Origin of the sequence: Cupriavidus sp. OV096 (genome assembly GCF_900115455.1) — a bacterium.
In the GTDB taxonomy this organism is placed as follows: Bacteria; Pseudomonadota; Gammaproteobacteria; order Burkholderiales; family Burkholderiaceae; genus Cupriavidus.
In genome coordinates, this window is sequence record NZ_FOWM01000012.1 from 74,216 (window position 1) to 92,390 (window position 18,175).

General features: G+C 59.5%; 9 protein-coding genes. 1 reads left to right on the forward strand and 8 read right to left on the reverse strand.

Annotated elements, in window-relative coordinates:
- Nucleotides 1-22: 22 nt before the first annotated feature.
- Genes BM115_RS21955 through BM115_RS21990 form a run of 8 tightly spaced genes read right to left on the reverse strand, consistent with a single transcriptional unit; the run spans nt 23 to nt 17,041 of the window.
- On the reverse strand, nt 23-5,575 hold the full coding sequence (locus tag BM115_RS21955) for a methylation-associated defense system ATP-binding protein MAD8 (protein WP_092299177.1): 5,553 nt from the start codon (nt 5,573-5,575) through the stop codon (nt 23-25).
- Nucleotides 5,572-7,248 carry a methylation-associated defense system protein MAD7 gene (locus BM115_RS21960; protein ID WP_218158050.1) on the reverse strand — a complete coding sequence of 559 codons (1,677 nt, stop codon included), beginning with the start codon at nt 7,246-7,248 and terminating at the stop codon, nt 5,572-5,574. Before BM115_RS21960 ends, BM115_RS21955 begins: the two co-directional genes overlap by 4 nt.
- Nucleotides 7,245-11,456 (reverse strand): methylation-associated defense system protein kinase MAD6, encoded by a 4,212-nt coding sequence (locus tag BM115_RS21965; protein ID WP_218158051.1) that lies wholly within the window; start codon nt 11,454-11,456, stop codon nt 7,245-7,247. Before BM115_RS21965 ends, BM115_RS21960 begins: the two co-directional genes overlap by 4 nt.
- Nucleotides 11,410-12,807, reverse strand: coding sequence for a methylation-associated defense system restriction endonuclease subunit S MAD5 (locus BM115_RS27165; RefSeq protein WP_143093930.1), 1,398 nt, complete (start codon nt 12,805-12,807; stop codon nt 11,410-11,412). Before BM115_RS27165 ends, BM115_RS21965 begins: the two co-directional genes overlap by 47 nt.
- Complete coding sequence (locus BM115_RS21975) at nt 12,804-13,460, reverse strand: methylation-associated defense system protein MAD4 (protein WP_092299186.1); 657 nt, start codon at nt 13,458-13,460, stop codon at nt 12,804-12,806. Before BM115_RS21975 ends, BM115_RS27165 begins: the two co-directional genes overlap by 4 nt.
- Nucleotides 13,457-14,794 carry a methylation-associated defense system AAA family ATPase MAD3 gene (locus BM115_RS21980; RefSeq protein WP_092299189.1) on the reverse strand — a complete coding sequence of 446 codons (1,338 nt, stop codon included), beginning with the start codon at nt 14,792-14,794 and terminating at the stop codon, nt 13,457-13,459. The genes BM115_RS21975 and BM115_RS21980 overlap by 4 nt, the downstream gene beginning before the upstream one ends.
- Nucleotides 14,791-16,833 carry a methylation-associated defense system DNA methyltransferase MAD2 gene (locus tag BM115_RS21985; protein WP_218158052.1) on the reverse strand — a complete coding sequence of 681 codons (2,043 nt, stop codon included), beginning with the start codon at nt 16,831-16,833 and terminating at the stop codon, nt 14,791-14,793. The genes BM115_RS21980 and BM115_RS21985 overlap by 4 nt, the downstream gene beginning before the upstream one ends.
- A complete protein-coding gene (locus BM115_RS21990) occupies nt 16,826-17,041 on the reverse strand; it encodes a methylation-associated defense system helix-turn-helix domain-containing protein MAD1 (protein ID WP_092299192.1) in 216 nt (71 codons plus the stop codon). Before BM115_RS21990 ends, BM115_RS21985 begins: the two co-directional genes overlap by 8 nt.
- A gap of 612 nt (nt 17,042-17,653) precedes the next feature.
- Between BM115_RS21990 and BM115_RS21995 the strand changes: the two genes are divergently transcribed.
- Nucleotides 17,654-18,109 (forward strand): hypothetical protein, encoded by a 456-nt coding sequence (locus BM115_RS21995; protein ID WP_218158053.1) that lies wholly within the window; start codon nt 17,654-17,656, stop codon nt 18,107-18,109.
- The last annotated feature ends 66 nt before the right edge of the window (nt 18,110-18,175 follow it).

Sequence of the window (18,175 nt, forward strand, 5' to 3'; positions counted from 1 at the left end):
CTCGTTAAAAATCAGACAGTCATCAATCGCTGACCGCCACCCGCGTGGCGCCACCGTGCTGCGTCACACGGGGCCTGCAACGCAGTTTGACAGCACCCTTTGAGAATGACTCGTCAGTGGCCTTGCTTGACCATATGTAGGCCTCACCGGCCTTAAGCTGAGCCATGCGCTCAGGCGTCAAATTGCCGAGTGCAGCGTTGGCCTTCTGGATGTGTTTCAGCCAGGCAGGCGAGTTGAACTTGTGCATGATGATCTGACTAGACAGCTCGATCAGGCTGACCGGCACAGATGGTGGGTCTTGGCTGGCCACCATGATGCTCACGCCCTTGTGCCGCATTTCCCGAACCACCTCGATCAGCCCGGCAACCAGGTCTGGGCTTTCGATGTACTTGTGGGCCTCATCGAACACCACTAGCTTGTTGAAGCTGCGCCCATCAATCCGAGCATCTGCAAACAGCTGCAACAGCACAACGAAGAGCCCAAGAGCTTCATCCTTTTCGATGAACTCGTCTCGAAGGTCCACGATGATCAAGCGCCCAGGCTTAACCGCCTCGGTGAGTGAGGTCGAATCGTTGATGTACTCGGCGGCCAAGTCTAGGCGCATCTTGGCCAGCTCCTTCAAGTGATCAGGGACGGACGAAGCTTCGATACCGGCACGCAGCCCTTCCAAGCTGATGTCGTCGCGCATGGACTTCATGATGCGCATGATTTGGCGGATGTACGTGGCCTGATTGCCCACGGCCCCCATCAGGAACTTCCAGTGCGAGGCCTTCAACTCCGACGCAGAAAATTGCAGCGGCGACACCTCTATATCCGGATACTCCGCCCGCCGTTCTTCGATCTTGTCTGCTGGCACAAGCAGCAATACATCGGCCAGGGCCTTCGGCTCTGCGCCGTACACGTCCTTCAGCGCGCGAACCTGGTCCTCAACGCTATTGGCGCCCACCATCGACGTAAACTCTGGCTTGTAGTCCATGGTCGGGCTGTAGTGGAAGATCACCGTGGACAGCGGCTCGGGCAGGCAGTTGATGCCAGGTATAGCCAGCGAGGCCATTTCCGCAACGCTACCCAATGTGTAGCTCTTCCCGCCTCCTTGAACACCGAACAGACTGATGGTGTGAGTCTGATTGAGGTCTAGCGCAACCTTGCGCCCAGACACCTCACCAAGTAAACCGTACTGAGGCGTTGATCCGGTCGCGCCGAGCATGATGTCGTAGGCAACCCGACTGCCGGGAGCTGCAACTGCCTCAAATGCAGGCGCGACGGCGGGGACTGTCGCTGCCAACACCACTTCGTCCTCCGGCACCTGAGTCAGCTTCTGATTATCCGCTGCAAATGGCGTCGGTTCTGGCGTAGCGATTGGCGACTGAGCAGGTGCAATCACCACAGGGGCCACCACCACGGCAGGCTCCGATTCGCGCGCCTGCGCGGCAGGGACAACTTCGGGCGGCTGGTAGGTAACCCGTGGGCTGTCATCCCAAGCCAGCGTTCGATCACGAGGCGGGCTCAGGAAGGCTGCAGTCTCAAAGGTCGGGACGGCTGGAGCCAACTCCCTGCGGCGCAGCAGCTCCTGAGTGATTTCCCGTGCCGTATCTGCGGACCGGGCGACCTGCAAGCTGGCGATAGTCTCTGTGTCGGTGACCGCCGACTCAACCAGTTGCCGAATCAGATCACTGCCAATTCGGTAGAACTCTATGCCGTTCTCATGCTCGGCCGGTTCTGTGCCTGGCTTGCTGAAGTCAAACACCACAGCGCTTCGCGTGAACTTCAGCGTGTAAGGACGCTCATCCAAACGCCGCAAGAAGTAGTGCGCCTCTTCTGCCGCCTCAGGCAGGACGACGCCGTACCGCTCTGAGCGATCCAGATAGAAACCCAGCAATGCTGCGAGGTCACGGTTTTTGATCGGGCGATCCGGGCGATCCACCTCAGCGTGCTTGGGGTCGAAGTGGTAGGCGAGAACCTGTTCCGTCTGCCCGATTTGCTCAGCAATGGACGCCTTCAATTGCGCGTAGGCAGCTACATCACCAACCTGGCTGTAGCACTTAACCTCGACCAACCTGCAAGTCAACTCGCGGCTGGCCGGATCAAGATCGAACAGGGCAAGATCAGTTCGCCGGAAGTTAACCTCATCCCCCATCTCTTCGGCGCTCTGCCGAAGGGGCTTGTACAACTCCAAATGCGCATCCAACGGCACCACGACCTGGTTCTGAAAAACGCCTTGATGTTCGAGAAACAAGCGGGAGAGTGCGAGCCCCATCGCCTCAGCTCTTTGCGATGACGACGACAACAACTTCAGGGCCAAGCGGCCAGACAGCGAGCGCAGCTGATCCAGCATCACCAAGGCATGGCGCCCCGTATTTGGCAGACCGTACTCGCCCAGAATGGGCACCAACAACGACTCCAGCTCAGCCACAGAGCGCGAAGTAATTGCCAACCGATGGCTCATCGCATTGGCCATGTCGGGGGAGTGATCGATCAGATAATCAGGGCGTGTGGAGTGCCGCCGATGGTCAAAAAACTCGATGCCCAGATTTCGGTCAATCGTGAGCACCCAATCACTGACCTCGTGCACCTGATGAAGCATTGCTCGCTCGTCTGCCGACAGACTCAACGCCACTACAGGCCGCGCATGCGGTAAGTACTGGCTGCGTGCCACGGTTGCCACGGCAACCGATGCTGCACGTGAGATGCCCCCCATCAGATCGGACAGCGCCTCCGCCCCCTCAATCGGCTCCGCGACACCGTGCAGCGGGCGACGAAGCCAAGTAATAGACTGCTCGTCCTCCAGGTAATCCACCTCAAAGGGCTGAACCAGGCCATGGACGAAGGAGGCATCATCCGAGTCACGAACGTCTACGGCACGAATCTCTTCGGCAGGGAACAAGTCAAACAGGAACGACAAATGTGCCGAATGCAAATCCGGGTCGTCTCGAAACTCCTTGATCGCTCGGATTGCCAATCGCAGCTTCGGGTGTAGATGGCTGTCAGTCGGCGTTGAGAATGCATCCGCCTCCTTTGCGCTCGTTCCAGAATCCGGCGCCAACAGCTCCAGCAAAGCTTCCCCTGTCGAGGGCGCAGCCGGATCGAGCACGAACAGCCTGATGTCGTACCGAATATCAGCAAACTCGGGATGACGCTGCAGTGCCAGCAGCACTTCGGCCAAGGCCCCCGCTCGCCCCGCGTTGAACGCGTTGATTGTCAGAGTCTCAACATACGGGTGTTGAATTAGATAGCGCTGTACCCGAGCTGCCAAGTAGGCGCTGTCGATGGTCGCGCCGCCGATGGCAGGCTCCGGCAGGCCGAGCGCGGCACATACCTCCCCAACCAAACCACGAGGGTCTTTCTCGTCAGTCGCTGCATACAGTGACCAGAACGGGTTGATGTTGTCCACTGCCAGCGCGGTGCGCCCAAGCTCCTCACCGAAGGGCAGCACCGGAGGAAAAGCGGCAGGCGCAAGCTGCTTGATCACCGCGTCGCGGGTTGGGACCACAAACTCGCGGCCACTCGCCTGAGTGCGCTCCACCCAGGTCTGTCCAAGCTGGCTCCACGCGGCATGCCAGTTCGCACGCAGAGGATGCGTCGGGCCCAATAGAACGGCGTCGCGCCGCCTACCTTGATAGTCCTCCAGCACCAAAGCCACCGAATCGATGGTGAGTGCGCAACGCAACTCGTCCAGCGCTTGGCGCACGACGGCGGCATCGGTTGAGCCGGATCGAACCAGTACCGCATCGATCCAAGTCAGATAGGCAGCCGCATAGTTCTGAACGGGCTCCTGCAAGCTCAGAAGATCGCTGGCCTGCATGATCAGACGCTGATCGCCCTGCAAGACAGCACCAAAGAGTGTTGCCCGAGCTTCACGGAATCTTGTCGCCTCGTCGGAGACAGGCCATTTGAAGGAGATCGTTGAGCGCGTAGCAACGCCAGATGCGCTGACCGACAGCCTCAATCGATTGATGCCGTCCGGGTCGTTAAGAAACGCACGTTCCAGGCCGGCCAATACACCAGACACCAAGACGTTCGCTTTTCCTTCTTTGCCCAGCCGAACCTCCAAGGTCTCGCCACTGGCCGCAGCCTTGCTGCTTCGCTCCACCCAAGCACAGCCCGTGATCGAAACGGAACTGGGGTCTCGATCCTGCGCCACAGCCGCAAATCGCGCGCGTAGCAAGGCGTGCATCAGGCTAGGCTCTCGCGGTACCGCGCGTTGCGGAGGCTCAACCTCCACCTCATCATCGGCGACCACATAGAAGAGATCGCTGTCGTTGGCATTGGCGTGCGCTTCCGATGCATCGCTGTTGAAGCGAACAGGATTGCCCTCGCCATCGGCGAGCGGAATGCGGTCACCATCCTCGGTTTCCGCATACACACGAACGAAGTGCCAGCCTTCTTCCCAGTCGATCTTGCCAATCGACGAAAAGGCGATCACCCCTGAATCGGTGCCTTTGGCCCATGCCGCTTTGCGGCGGCGCAGGCCTGTTGGGCCGTTGTCACGCGACACCACCTCCGCCACAAACCGAGACAAGCCCTCCACCTTTGATGGCACGGGATCGACTCGGAACGAGACGCTGAACTTCTTCAACCCGGTCTTCGAGATGGGCAATACCCTATGCCCAATCAGCTCTGCCAAACGGGGGTCTTCGTCGTCATCCTTCACCACCGGCAAGTCTGGCAGGACAACATCGCCGATGTAGATGGCGTCGGGGTTGACGCCCCCATCCTCAAACAGCCACTTGTTGAAGGCTAATGGCCAATGCACACGGTCACGGACGACGAGTTGCGTCCACTCCCTTGGATTGGCAACGCCGACCCGCGAAAAAAACTCGCCCAACTGCTTGCAGAAAGCTGGATCAAGCAAGCCCAATTCAAGGGCGCGGACGCGCTCCGTCTTGGTGGACCACGTGACGCGCTCGACACACTCGCGGTTGCGCCCTACCCGCACAGGGGCACGCTCGGCCTGTTGGAACAGCTCAAAATCAGGCACGAGGGCCAGCTCGAACAGTGCCGCGCCCATGGCTTCCTGATCAAAGTCGTTGACCTGACAGGTGAGCAGGTACCGGGCCACTGCGGCATCATCGGCATATCGCCAACGGGCATCACCGCGGCGCAGCTCACTCAAACATGCCTCGACTGCAACTCGGAGATTGGCTGGAACCTGGGTGATCAGCTGCGCATTCAGCTCGGCGTAGGAGCCGTCAATTGACACCTCTTCAAACGTCGCGACCCCAAAAGAGTCCTCTGCGGAAGCACGCAGATCGTTTGGCACAAACACGAGCAGCGGTGGCCGAAGCTCGTCGTTGGGCAGCGGGTTCCGTAGCTCGACCAGCTTGGTGCTGCTGACGGCCAAATCCGGCGCCAGTGCCCGAAGACTATCGTCTGCCAACACCACCACATTGGCAGAAGGAACGGCCGCCCGAAGGCCACCGGCCAAACGTATCATCAGCTCACGGTCCAGATCCGTGACACGCATGCAATGCCCAAGGTCGCGGGCAGCCAGAAGCTTGGACAGCCTCGGCAGCAAGACGGACTCAAGCGCCGCGTTCAGTTCTTGACTGGTGAGTTCACGCAGGCCCTGGCTCATGTGCGCGCTCCTTCGGCTCGTTCTGCGATCGTGTAGCGCGGCACAACTGTCTGGGTCACATAGGCGTCGGACAAGTCTCGATAGAAACCAATCTCTCGGAGGCGTCCGGTGAAGGCCTGCACATTGCTTCGCAAGGCTTTCCGCTCGTCGATAGTGGGCGTTGCGAACCCTTCGCCGGGCGGCAACTGATCGATGTAGAGGCCGTAGCGCTCACGCAGGAAGGACAGCAGATCATCGATCCGCATCTCACCCGTGAAGTAGCCTTGCTCCCCTCCTGGGCGCAAGACTGCAATCTGCAGAAGTACTTCCAGCAGACGGCTTTCAAGCGCGAACCGTCGGGGAGCGTTCCGTGCGCGGGTCTGAGCGAGCAGTGCTCCCGACTTGTTCTTTAGCATCGTCGCGTCCAGCGACTCAATGATGTACTTCCTGTGGAAGGCGCCACGGAGGGCCACCAAAATCTCGATGTAGGTCTCGAAATCCGAGAGCCCCATCTTGGTGATGGCCGCTACCTCGGCATCCAACCCCGCATCCCCTTCCGACAGGGACTCCAGAAGCCCGGCCAGGCGCTCGCCGAAGAACTTGTTACGTTCTTCCGCGAAGGGTTCACCTTGCAGCCCGTACAGTTCGCCAACGGAGAATACCGAGTTCAAGGGGCGGATCAACTTGCCACGTCGGACAAGATGCTCTGAGAACTCGTCGAGCTTTTTGGCAACGAAGTACGCGCGGACGAAACTTGGGATGCGCCGGTAATACCCATCGGCACTGCGCTCAGCGAGCGTTGCCGTTGCTGACTCAGCGCTGCCGGAGAGGTCAACAAACAATCCCAGCTTGTAGGGGCAGTCCCCCTGCGGATCACGCTGTTCGCGCGGCTTCATCGGGCACGCCGACTCTGCGCACAGCGAATTCGCGCCCTCCAGCTTCTGCCAGGCAGGCAGCAGTTTCAACAAGCGCAGGTGATACAGCGCCAAGTGGAACGAGAGCAGCACCTTCAGGTACTCCACCATCACCGAGCGGGGCATGAAGGGCTTGTAGAACAGAAGTCGCTGAATATCCTCCGCCATCAAGTCTGCCGATCCAATGCACACCGGCGCAAAGCGGTCGCCTCCTGCACGCGTGTCTGCCGTGTCTTTACGCTGAGACAAGAAGTGCAGCAGCGTGGCCGTCTCGATGTCCGTTAGTGCCTTGTCATTCAGCTCGCGCGTTAGCTTGTCGAAGCCATCAAAGAAGAAGCCCTTCAGGTGCTCAATGGCTTTGTGGCCTGAAAGATTCCGAGCGTGGTGCAGCATCTGATAGAGGTGCTGGGCCGCGCCGTAGTCACGCGAATGCTTGGGGTTGCGAAAACGGTAGGTGTAGCCATGCAGGGGTCGAGGGCCAGCCACAGCCGCATTCTTCTTGCCCCGGTTTACGATGTCCATCAGGTGGGTTTCCACCCAACGCTCCACCATGTCTCGGTGCTGCGTGAAGCCCAAGAATTTGTCGCTGGCGTCGAGGATGTCGTCCACGAACTTGCCCACAGTCAGCTCACGCTTGTCGCGAAACACGCTGGGATAGCCGCCGTGTTCCAAGCGCTCAAACAGGCCCGTGAGCACCCGGTCCATCTCGATGGTCTTGAAGTCGAGATAGCTGATCTTCGGGAGTCGGAACTCCCGGTCCTTCTTCTGCAATGCCATCATTTCCCCCTGACGCCGTGTTCTATGGCCTCTTCTTTACGCATATCCGCTACCGGCCCCCGCAGCAAACGCATCTCCACACGGCCATCGTCATGGCGAGCCAGGCGATAGAAGTCATGGCCGGTCGTGGTCAGCAGAATTTCCCGATAGGGCTGTGCGTTGAGGCTGTTCTTGAAGACGCCAAGACAGAGATAGAAGCCCTGCATTTCCTCGACGCTGGGCCGGTAGCCTTCATTCAGGCGCACCAACATCTCGAACACATCAAGGTTGATGATCAGTTCACTGGTGATGGCGCCCGCCCCCTGGCCGTGGAACTTCAGCAGCAGGCCTGTCGGCAGATGCTCAACGAAGCGAGCCTTGGCCGCAAAGTCTTGCACCTGCAGCCCAAAGCCCTCCACCGGGAAGAGCCGGTAGCTGCGAACCGTTCCGTGTTCGACCTGTCGCAACTGCAAGGCCAAGCTGGCCCCTAGGCGCTCCGGTCGCTGCAGCCCCTCGCCTCGGTTGATGGCATGCAGAATTTCGCTCGTGAGTTCATCAATTGGCGTAGCGCCACGAACGATCTCCACCATGCGTTTGGCCGAGCGGTACGGCAGCATCTTTTCCCAGCTTGTGTCGCGCCGCTCGAAGAAGTGCTTGCGGCGAGCCATCGCCACATACCCCCGATGCTTACGCGCACGATGTCGCACAGACGAATCTGACAAGCCGCGCGGCAGCTCTCCGAACAAGCGCTTCAACACCTCGAAATCGAACTGGCCCCGGCGCTCAAAACGAAACAAGGCGCGGTCATCCGGCTGCACGAAATCCAGCCCTCGGTCAAAACGCGGGTCTTCCTGCTTGCCTACATCGAGATCACTCAACAAGGTGAGCAAGCGATCTGATGTTGGTTGCCCGCCGCCCATCCAGCTGTTGAAGTAGAAGCTACGGGCGACTTCATCATGTTTCCCGGCCGCATACAGCGCATGAATCTCGCCGCAGTCGCGGTTGCCAATCAGCATGAACGACAGGGCCGAGCGCAGATCGCGCATCGTGATGTGCAAGCGCCCCCGCAGGTGCGCCATGGTGTAAAGCGTCTTGAGCCGCTCCAGCAAGCGCGGGCCAGCGATTTCGTCCTGGAAGCTACGCGCGTTGTAATGGGCATAGCAGCTGTCCTTCAAATCGCAGCGCTCACAGGCCGACCAGTTCTTGGGCTGCACGATGCTTTGCAGCGTACGCTCCAGAATCGAACCGCCATCAGCATCGGCCACGACACTCCGCAGGTTCAGGTTCACCACCGCCACGCCTGAGTCGGCCTCACCCGTTGAGAACGCCCGCCGAACCAGCGCTGTCAGTGCCGGGAAGTCGCTCTCATGCGTCGCTAGGAAGTCCACCAACCGGCCTTCGTTGATCGCAATGAGGCGGGTCTCTTGAGGCTTCCAACCGCTGGTATCACTGCCTTTGAACGGGGCTAAGAAATCCAACAAGACCTGGTTGTTGTCCTTGTTGCCCTCATCCTGACTACCGTCGTAGTTGATCAGGTAGCGCTTGCCGTCCAAGGTCAGCTCGCTGCCGTTGGGCAGGCCGCGATTGGCCGAACCTCCACGGGCTTCGACTTCCTTCTCCAGGCGCTGCAAGAAGGCCGTCTTGCCATCACCCGCATTGCCTGATATCAACACCAAACGGAACTCACCCAGCAGCACGGCGGGCAACAGCGCTCGATCCAGTGCCGTGTCCACATAGGTGGAGAAGCCCAGGGCATCCATGCCGCGCGTACCAGCATTGCTGCGGCGGCTCTGGCTGTAGAGCGTCAGCAAGTGCGAGACGAAGGCGTTGCTATTGGGTGCGGATTCGAACAGCACCGCATTGCCACTGCTGGCTGCGGCAGCCATCGCCGTCAGGCTCACCGTTTGAATGCGCCTTGCGTGGCGCACCTCGGCCAGGGCATCACGGAAATCCATTGCGGAGTGGTAGCGCTCTGCCCGGCGCGGTGCAATGGCCTTCAGCACCACATTCACCAACTCCGGCGCCAGGTCGGCAAAGCCTGACAACTCCCGCGGGTCTGGCGCAGGCTTGTTGATGGGAGGCTCGGTCGTGTCCCAGGGGTAGCGGGAGGTCAGGGCCTCATACAGCGTCAACCCCAAGGCGTACAGATCGCGGTCCGCGCGCTCGCCATTGTGCGGAATGACTTCGGGGTCAAAATCTGGGGGCAGATAGCGGCGCGAGCCTCCACCGCGCGACTCTTTGTCATCGGCACGCACCGAGACGTTGAAGTCGATGATCTTCGCGCCCTTCTGTGTCCACAGGAGATTGCGCGGCTTGATGTCGCAGTGATGGAAGCCCTGTGCATGCAAGTGCACCAAGCCTTCAATCACTTGTTTGCCCAGCTCCAGAGCGTCTTCGGGTGACAGCAAGCGATCCTGAATCATGTCGCCAACGTCGGAACCCTCTACGTACTCAAACACGAGAAAGGGGATGTCGCGGCCAGGAATCACGTCCGCGTCCAGCACGCGCACCACGTGCGGGTGCTCGGGGATGTGCACCAAGTGGCGGTATTCCTTCTTCAGGCGCTCCAGGGTCGAGTGCCGGTCGCTGACGATGAGCTTTACCGTGCGAGCCACATCACCCAAGGTATCGATCACCTTGTAGACCACGCCGAAGCTGCCACGCCCCAACTTCTTCTCAATGATGAACTTGTGGGTCAACCGGTAGCCCGCAGCCAGATTCAAGTAGTCGGCTTGATCCTCCGGCGCGTCAATGGGCTCGGCCTTCGGCGTTTCGACTGGCCCAGCTGTGGTCTGTACCGCCGGTTGCAGTAGGGCATTCAATGCGGCTAGCGCAGTCGAAGCGGGTAACCGCTTGTGCTCGTCAAATGCACACAGGCTTTGCAACCATTCATCGAAGGCGCCATTCAGTTCCGGCCGCAGTGCGGAGGGCTTGTTCAGGAACTCACCCGCGCGATCCCACACGGTGGTAGGCTCCCCCGCAAATGGGCGCTCTCCAGTGAACAGCTCATAGAGGATGACGCCAGCCGAAAAAACATCCGACGCAGTAGACGCGGCACCAGGCTCGCGGAACGCCTCCGGCGCCACATACGCTTTCTCAACCAGGTCAACAATGTCAGCCGCAATCGTCAGGCTGCGGTCCCCGCTGGGCTTCGCAAAGTCGAAGTCTGTGATGCGGGTGGTACCATCCTGACCAATCAAGATTGCGGCTGGCGTGAGGTTGCGATGCAACACGCCGTGGTGGTGCGCGTGAGCCAGCGCGGCCAGTAGGTCTTTGGCGACACGCCATTTCTGGTCCAATGTCAGCGCCAACTGTGGCCGTGCCATGTGCACTGTCAGCGCTTGTCCGGGCGCATCGTCCAAGATCAGGATGAAGGACTTGTCGTCGTCGGTGGGGAAGAAGTCCCGCGCGGCAACAATGTTGGGGTGCAGGGGCAACTTGGACAGCGCCCGGTAGGCATTGGAAATGCGATTAACCTGGGCCTTGCGCACCTCTTCAGGCTGATAGGGGTCCGCCTGGTACACCCGCAACCGGGCCGTGCCACCAGCAAAGGCATTCTCGGCCCGGAACTCGGTATAGGCCTGCGCTGCGCCGAGCTTCTCCTTTACATCCCAGTGGCCGAAGCGCTGCACGGCAGCGGCTGGCTTCACCACTTTCAAGGCATGCAGGACCAACGCTTGCTGTTTAAGGATGTTCTTGGAGAAGCGAGCGGGAACGCGCGTGGCATCTTTGAAGTAGCGCTCGGCGTCCTTCAACTTCACCACTTGGTCTACGTCAAGTTGCTCGCGGTCGCTCAAGTGCGCATCCGGCGCAGTGAGCAGGATGGCCGCATCCACATAGATGTCGTCAAGCTCATGCCGTCCTGGATGGGCCTGAGTAATCAAGCCCTTGACCGTGCGAGCATGCCCACGCAGCTTGCCCAGCGGCGAGGGATACGGCGCTCGCCCCTCGGGATACCACTTGTTGCCGTACACGTCGATGGTGCCGCGCGTGCCCTTCACATCGATGAGGTACAGCGAGTGCGGGGTCAGCAGAGCGATGTCGATTTCAAATCGCTCTCCGTGGCGTTCGATCTCGAAGTTGTGAAGCAGTATGTAGCTATCGGGCAAACGATCCCGCAGGTTAGCGATAGCGCTGCGCTCCGCATCGTTGACCGGCTGACCTACGGGAATCACCCTAGCCATGTCATACCCCTCCCAAAATTTTTGCTTCCAGCAAATCGCGTGCTTCACGCTCCCAGATGCAAGCTTGGTCCCTCAACTCACGGGCGCGAATCGCTGGTGCGCCAATCTCTTCCCGGTCGGATCGTGAGGGCCAAGGGACACGAATTCGCTTGACCCTCTGCTCATCGGTGTGCGGGATGCTGGATCCCGCTGCTTCGCGAGACAATAGCCGAACCCCATGCTCGCTGGACAACAATGTGAAGAGGTAGCCACCATCGATATCGTCCTCTGGGACTATACGAATCATGTTGTTGCTGCAAGAGAACCCATCGAGATAGCTGCCCACCATCACGGACCGGCCGATCAGGCCACCAAGCTGACCCGCTTCCTGCACAACGACCATTCCTTGCTTAAGCAGCAAGCGATATTCGGCAGCAACGCGTCGCATCAAGTACTTCTCCGAGGTCGGAGCCAACTCGAATACGTCTCCACCTGTGATGTAAGGGCTACCGAACTGGGGATCGGATGCATAAAGCCGCTTGAAGATGCCTGGAATAAAAACCTCTGCCACCTCTCCTAGTGGACGGTTCTTGGCTACACCATCGAAAGCCTTGCGGGACTCTGCGTTTCTGGCACCGTAGAAGTACGCATCCCCTCGATCCCTGAAGGATTCACTGGGAACCGAAACGACGTCCGGTTTGGGCAGTGAGGCAACTGGCGTGGCCTGTTTGAGCCCAAGCCTGCTGTGCAAACGATTTGCTGCTTCACGTAGCAGCTCCACTGCCTGAGCACGCGCACGCGCAGCCGCGTCCACCTTTGCGGCAATAGCGGTTTCAGTCGAAGGGTCAAACCTCGGCACTGGTAAGGCCGCGATATGCTCAGGCTCGATGTGCTGGATAATCGCGCCGTAGGTACCTGAGACGACCAAAGGCACGCCGTAGCGACTGGAGAGGAAGGCGTACAGATAGCCGGGGGGGATGCGCTGGGAATCGGGAACAACTCGAAGCACATGTTCTGAGCAAGCCATGCCAGCCATATCAGGCCGTGCATAAGCCATGCGGCCGATTGTTCCTGAGCGTGTAATTAGTGTCCAACCCTCGCCCAACGTAAACAACGGATTGCGCGCTACCTGCTTCTTTGCGATCAGAGGCAGCGCAGAAAAGTCTGCGACACGAATGTCTGAGCTACCCATGAAGGGAACTCCGTACTTGGGATCCTCAACCCAGATTCGCCCCTCTCGACCCGCGTGAAAAATTCGTTCCGTAACATCTGTAAGCTTTTCGGTGACAGACAGGCGTTTCAGGGCATCACGCGCCTCCAACGCCCCAGACATGTACGGGTTGCAATCCAGCCTCCGGCCGCCTTCTTCCAGCCAGCTGGAACGGACGACGCACGCATTCTTGAAACTCGCGAAGGTCATGCAGCCACCTCCACCGGGAACCACGCCAAAATCGCCGCATGCATTTCGGCGAATGCGGCGTCCGTGCATCCTTTGATCGAGATGTGCCCTGCCAGCTTCTGATAAATCGCCGAAGAACGCGGCTGGCGGGTCAGCTTGAGCACCCACTCTACCGTCTCCTTTGGTCGGGGCGGCTTGGCGGCATCAAGGGGCCACAAATCGTTGTCGGCCAAGTGTTGACGCAGGGATTTGTCGTCCTTGTAGCGAAGCGCGTCCGCCACTTGCGGCTTGTCTTGCCACAGCCAATTTTCCAGTTCCGGTTCAATGGCGATCACCTTGACCGCATCCTCGGCCCAGCCACTTGCCGCCAAACGGGCGGTGATGTGCTCAACGATGGCCACCTTGCCCGGCGAGCCCTCCCACTCACAATCCAAAACCACCAATGCACGCTGATGGCTGTTTTGGTAAGGACGCAGCAGTTCATGTCCCTTGGTGTAAACACCCGGATCATTGCCGCCTTCATCCACGATCAGGTCAGCACCGACATCGGTGTTGATTTCAAAGGGCGCACAGCCGAGGCTGAGGTGCCAGCCGTCGCGCTTGAAGTAGCCACGGAAGGTGGCCGCCATGTTGCTGTCGGCTACCAAGATGACACAGGGGCGTTTGTTCATCATCCCAGCACTCCCGCTGCAAAGAGGCTGCCAAGATCGATGCCACCGCGCCACTCCTGCAGGCGAGGGTGATCGGTACCGGCGACCATCTCTACCCCCCCTTCACTGGCAAGCCGTGCGCACAGCAACTGATCCAACTTGGCTCGGGCCAGCACGACGGGTGAGTGCGATGACACCCACACTTGGCTGTCGTACATGGACGATAGTGATTGCAGAACGGCCTCGATAGCGCGCGGATGAATGCCATTCTCTGGCTCTTCGGTCACCAGGATGGCTGGGTGTTCGCTGAGATAGGGCAGCAGCGTCAGCGTGAGGATGCGCAGGGTGCCATCCGACAAGCCAGGCGAAGGCACTTTGAAATCGCCCTTGTAGCTGACCACGAAGTAGGCATGGTGGTCGTCCTCACGCTCACGCACTTCGATATCCGTCACCTGCGGCAGCGCGGTTTGCACGTGGGCGATCCAGTCGGCGTAGCGCTCGCTGCGGAAGTCAGCAGGCGCTCCTTCCGGCGAGCCTTCTCGCTTCAATTCCAACGCGAGCCACGGCATGTTGCGCCCATTGGCCGTGATGATCTTAGGCTGCCCTGGTGGGCTGGCTTGGCGCATTGCCGACCAGTTGGGCTCAAGGAACACTGCATCTGTGGTCAACAGACCGTGCAACCAACGGGCAGCGGGGTAGCCCGCCTCAGACTCGAACAGTACACGCGGCATGGCGAGCAGGGTTTCGGGTAGACCCACTTTGGCCGCATTTGCCAGGGGTGTTTCAGGCGTAAACTCTGATTCGTAGCCAATCTCGCGCTTCAACGTGAGATGCCAGTGCTTCTTGCTTCCAGCAGCAACGCCATGAAAACCCGCCTGGCGGCGGTCGGGCCCGTCCGACTCTGGGAACATAAGGAGGTACTCGTAAGCTACCTGCAGCGAATGGTCAGCGCCGATCCGCAAACCAATTTCGTAGCGGATGTGGGTGGGCCACTGACGGCGATCTTCCTGCAATGCCTGACGCGACCGTTCGGTGCGCTTTCGAGCGAACATACCTTCCAGTACCTTGGATTGCACGGCGTCTGGCAAGCGTGCTTCGACAGCTAGCGAAAAGTCACTTCCGCGCCCGGCGAACACCAGTTCGCTCAGACTACCGGCGCGCGGTGGCAGTTCGGGGCGACGCTCCATGAAGGGAGCAGACACGTTTGTGGCGCGCAGCAGATCGCCCAAAAGCACCGGCAGATCAAGCAGCGTGGTCTTGCCAGAGCCGTTGGCACCGACGAGAACGCGAAAGTCGCCAACATCAACGCCTAGGTGTTCAAAGCAGCGATAGCGTGTGGCTTCCAAGCGAGTGATCATTTGCTTGGCTCCGGGTGCTCGGCGCGGAACTCGGCGTAGGCCTTGGCAATCTCGGGCAGGTCATCATCGAGGATGCGCTCTTTGCGATAAAGCGTGCGTACCTGCAGGCCCCCACCGATGCGGACCTTCTCTTCGTGGCTAACATCGACCAGGATTTCTTCTCCGTCGGGATGGCGCTTGTAGAGCGTGTTGCCACGGCGATCGAAGCCCACTTTCTCGGCCACCGCCATAAAGACGGGGTAGTCTTTCTTCTGGCCCAAGTCCTCTGCCTGAATAACTTCAGCAGGCTTACGCTTGAGAAAGAGCAGGCTGGTGAGGATGTTGACGTTGGCCTCTACGATGAAGGATTCCACCGGTAAGTCGATGCTTGCTAGTACCCAACAATGTCGAAGAATCCAGTAGCGGATGTACTCGTCACCAGGGTTTCCCAAGATGCCATCGGGCAGGACGATGCCGGCTCGGCCACCCGGCTTAAGCCATTTCACACACCTTTCGATGAACAGAATCTCGGGCGACACGGCCGGCTTTATGGCGTTGGTCATTACGAAGCCATTGCCTTGCCGCTCCCAGCGACGGGCCAACTCGTACTGCTCCAGAATGGTCTTTTCGGTGACGGGGATGTCCGAGCCAAACGGCGGGTTAGTCATCAAGACATCAATCGTGCCAAGAGGGATTGCCTCCTTTGCGGCTTGAACGCCGGGCAGATGTCCCACCGGGAATTCCAGCGAGTTCATGTGATACAGGTGACCGAGCGAGTTGCCAGCCATCATCACGTTCATCTGCGCCGCTCGCACCAAGAACGGGTCAAAGTCGGCACCGAACAAGTTCTTGGCAGCGTAGTTAGCGAGCCGGTCTCGTATGGAGACGAACTCTTCGGAGTTTTCATCCCCTGTTTTGATGTGCCTCTCGTCATGGAAGACCTTGTTCAGGTAGTTCAAGGTTTCGACCAGGAAACCTCCGGTGCCGCAGGATGAGTCCAGCACACGCTCATGCTCCTTGGGTGCGAGCATCTTGACCACCAGGCTGATGGCGCCACGCGGCGTGAAGTACTGGCCTCGATCTCCGCGCAAGTTGGTGCCAACGATCTCTTGATAGGCCGTGCCCTTGGCGTCGACATCGGTACGGCCGAAGTCGTAACGTGCCAACTCCGACACGATGAAGGCCAAGGCGCGGTCGGACAGGGTAATCTCTTCGTTGCCCTTGAAGAGGCCGTCGTATTTCTTCTTCACCGCCTCAAAAAGCGGCTTGATGCGAAGACGTATCTGTTCGCGCCCAGCGGGTTCAAACGGCTCAAACGGCCCCACCCAGAACCGACGAGCAGCATTGGGCTGCTGCTCGTCATACATCTTGCAGAAGATGAGATAGAGGAACTGCCAGAAGGCGGCATCCTTGGGCATCCCTTCGTTGCCATGGATGTAGTTGTGGCAACGGCGGAAAGCGGTGCGCAACATCACTGGGTCGGCGCGGCGCAAGCGCCCCATCGAACGGCCTTCAACGCTGAAGGTGTCGTCACCCATTGGCCAGTCGCCGATGGGCTTGAACTTGGTGTCGAAGCGGGTGACTTCCTTCTTGAAAAAGAAGAACTCCAGGCCGTTAGTCCAAAGGCCGTAGTCGCAGCTCTCGACTCCGGCCATCACAGTTTCCAGCACCTCAAATTCTTTGCGCGCCTCTTCCGGGTCGCGCATGCGATATGCCCCCTTGGTGCCGAGCTTGGGCTCCTTCTCGACAACTACGGCGCGGGATAGGTTGTCTACCGTATGAGCCTGTCCGGGCTTGAAGATGGCGATGTCGAGCTTACGGTTCTTGCCCTCCACCTTGACCTTGAAGTCGGGCTCCATATCTTCGGCCGCAATGCCGTACTCATGAATGATGGCACGTGCGATACGCTGGCGAACCTGTTCTTTGTCGCTGTCTTTCACCGGGTTGCCGGTGATGTAATCAAAGACCTTGCCCTCCTCGAGGCCGCTTTCGGGCACTTGGGCAGCTTGATCAAGGGCGCTCATGTCGTTGTTGTCGTGTGTTGAGCGCTGCTTACGCATTGCGCGGCTCCTTATCGTCAAAGTCATCACTGATGGCAGCAGCACCACCTTCTCGCACCCAGGCGTCCACGTCTTCCTTCTTGAATTTCCAGAAGCGCCCGACCTTGTGCCCTGGCATGCCCTTGGAGGTCACCCAGGTGTAGATGGTGTCTTTGGCGACACCGAGGTAATCGGCGATTTCATCGACGGAGAGCCAGCGGTCGTCCATGTCTGCATCCAAACAGAAATGCGCCGCCAGAGTGGCGGCAACTGACCACAGTCTACGCCATTTCCAGTGGGTTAAATAGTGTTTTAACCCGTTTTGATCGGGTTAGCCCCTGTCGGGATGACTTGAGTCGGCTGAAGGCCATGCTTTAGCCTCCAGTTTTCAAAGTGAGCCTCACGCCTCCTCCAGCCGTGACCTACGATGTGCATCATGGACGGTAGCGGGAACGTCCGCTATTCGCGCGGTTGTTTGTTCCTTTTGCATTGCAGTGTCAGAAGCCAACCGAGAGCTGCCTCACAGCAACTGACTCAAAATTCGCTCACTCAGATCAGCACGCCGGTGCCGCTGCGCGAAGTTCGCATCGCCGGAATAGCTCGCACCAAGAAAACGCGCCCTGATTCAAAGAAATCTCAGTCACATATCACTCCATTGAGAGCGATGGGATGCCACCGCCTCCAGACCACCTGGTCTGCATTTCCCCCATGGAGCCATCGTGATACCAAACAACTCCTCCCTCGAAAGCCTCTGCGTATTTGCCCTGCTGTTCCTGATCGGCGCACTCTGGGGCCACTTGCGCTGCACCAACCGTGGCCCTGACCACAAGGGGCAAGCGGCATGATGACAACCTGCCCACATTGCCAGTCGTCGCAAATCGTGACCCGTAACCACGCACGCAAAGTTGGCGGCACCCTCGGCGCCATCGCAGGCGCCGCCAGCGGTTTTGCCGCTGCCATGAACGGCGCCCGCATCGGCGGCACGCTCGGCGGCCGAATCGGACTCATCGCCGGCCCTCCCGGTGCCGCCCTAGGCACGGTCGCCGGGGCCATCCTCGGAGGCGTCCTGGGCGGAACTGCCGGCTGCTCGGCCGGTGCTACCTTGGGCGAATTGATCGATGAAAAGGTCCTGCACAACTACCGCTGCCTAGAATGCAGGCACACGTTCGGGCAAACCTCGGCAGAGCCTCGCGCCCCACGGCGATCGTCCCCCAACAACGCATCTGCGCACGCGTACGGAATCGATCCATTCGATCTAAGCGAGGACGACGAGCCGTTTTCGCTGCCTCGCGCCTGACGCCTCAGTAGGCGCAGCCTCAGCGCCGCTTCCGCACAGCCACTCACTCTCTTATCCGCCCGGCAC

What these genes read in the sequence shown, in the direction of transcription:
- BM115_RS21955 (WP_092299177.1), bottom strand. Translation starts at nt 5,575, where the DNA reads ATGAGCCAGGGCCTGCGTGAACTCACCAGTCAAGAACTGAACGCGGCG.
- BM115_RS21995 (WP_218158053.1), top strand. Translation starts at nt 17,654, where the DNA reads ATGATGACAACCTGCCCACATTGCCAGTCGTCGCAAATCGTGACCCGT.
- BM115_RS21960 (WP_218158050.1), bottom strand. Translation starts at nt 7,248, where the DNA reads ATGATGGCATTGCAGAAGAAGGACCGGGAGTTCCGACTCCCGAAGATC.
- BM115_RS27165 (WP_143093930.1), bottom strand. Translation starts at nt 12,807, where the DNA reads ATGACCTTCGCGAGTTTCAAGAATGCGTGCGTCGTCCGTTCCAGCTGG.
- BM115_RS21985 (WP_218158052.1), bottom strand. Translation starts at nt 16,833, where the DNA reads ATGCGTAAGCAGCGCTCAACACACGACAACAACGACATGAGCGCCCTT.
- BM115_RS21975 (WP_092299186.1), bottom strand. Translation starts at nt 13,460, where the DNA reads ATGATGAACAAACGCCCCTGTGTCATCTTGGTAGCCGACAGCAACATG.
- BM115_RS21990 (WP_092299192.1), bottom strand. Translation starts at nt 17,041, where the DNA reads ATGGACGACCGCTGGCTCTCCGTCGATGAAATCGCCGATTACCTCGGT.
- BM115_RS21980 (WP_092299189.1), bottom strand. Translation starts at nt 14,794, where the DNA reads ATGATCACTCGCTTGGAAGCCACACGCTATCGCTGCTTTGAACACCTA.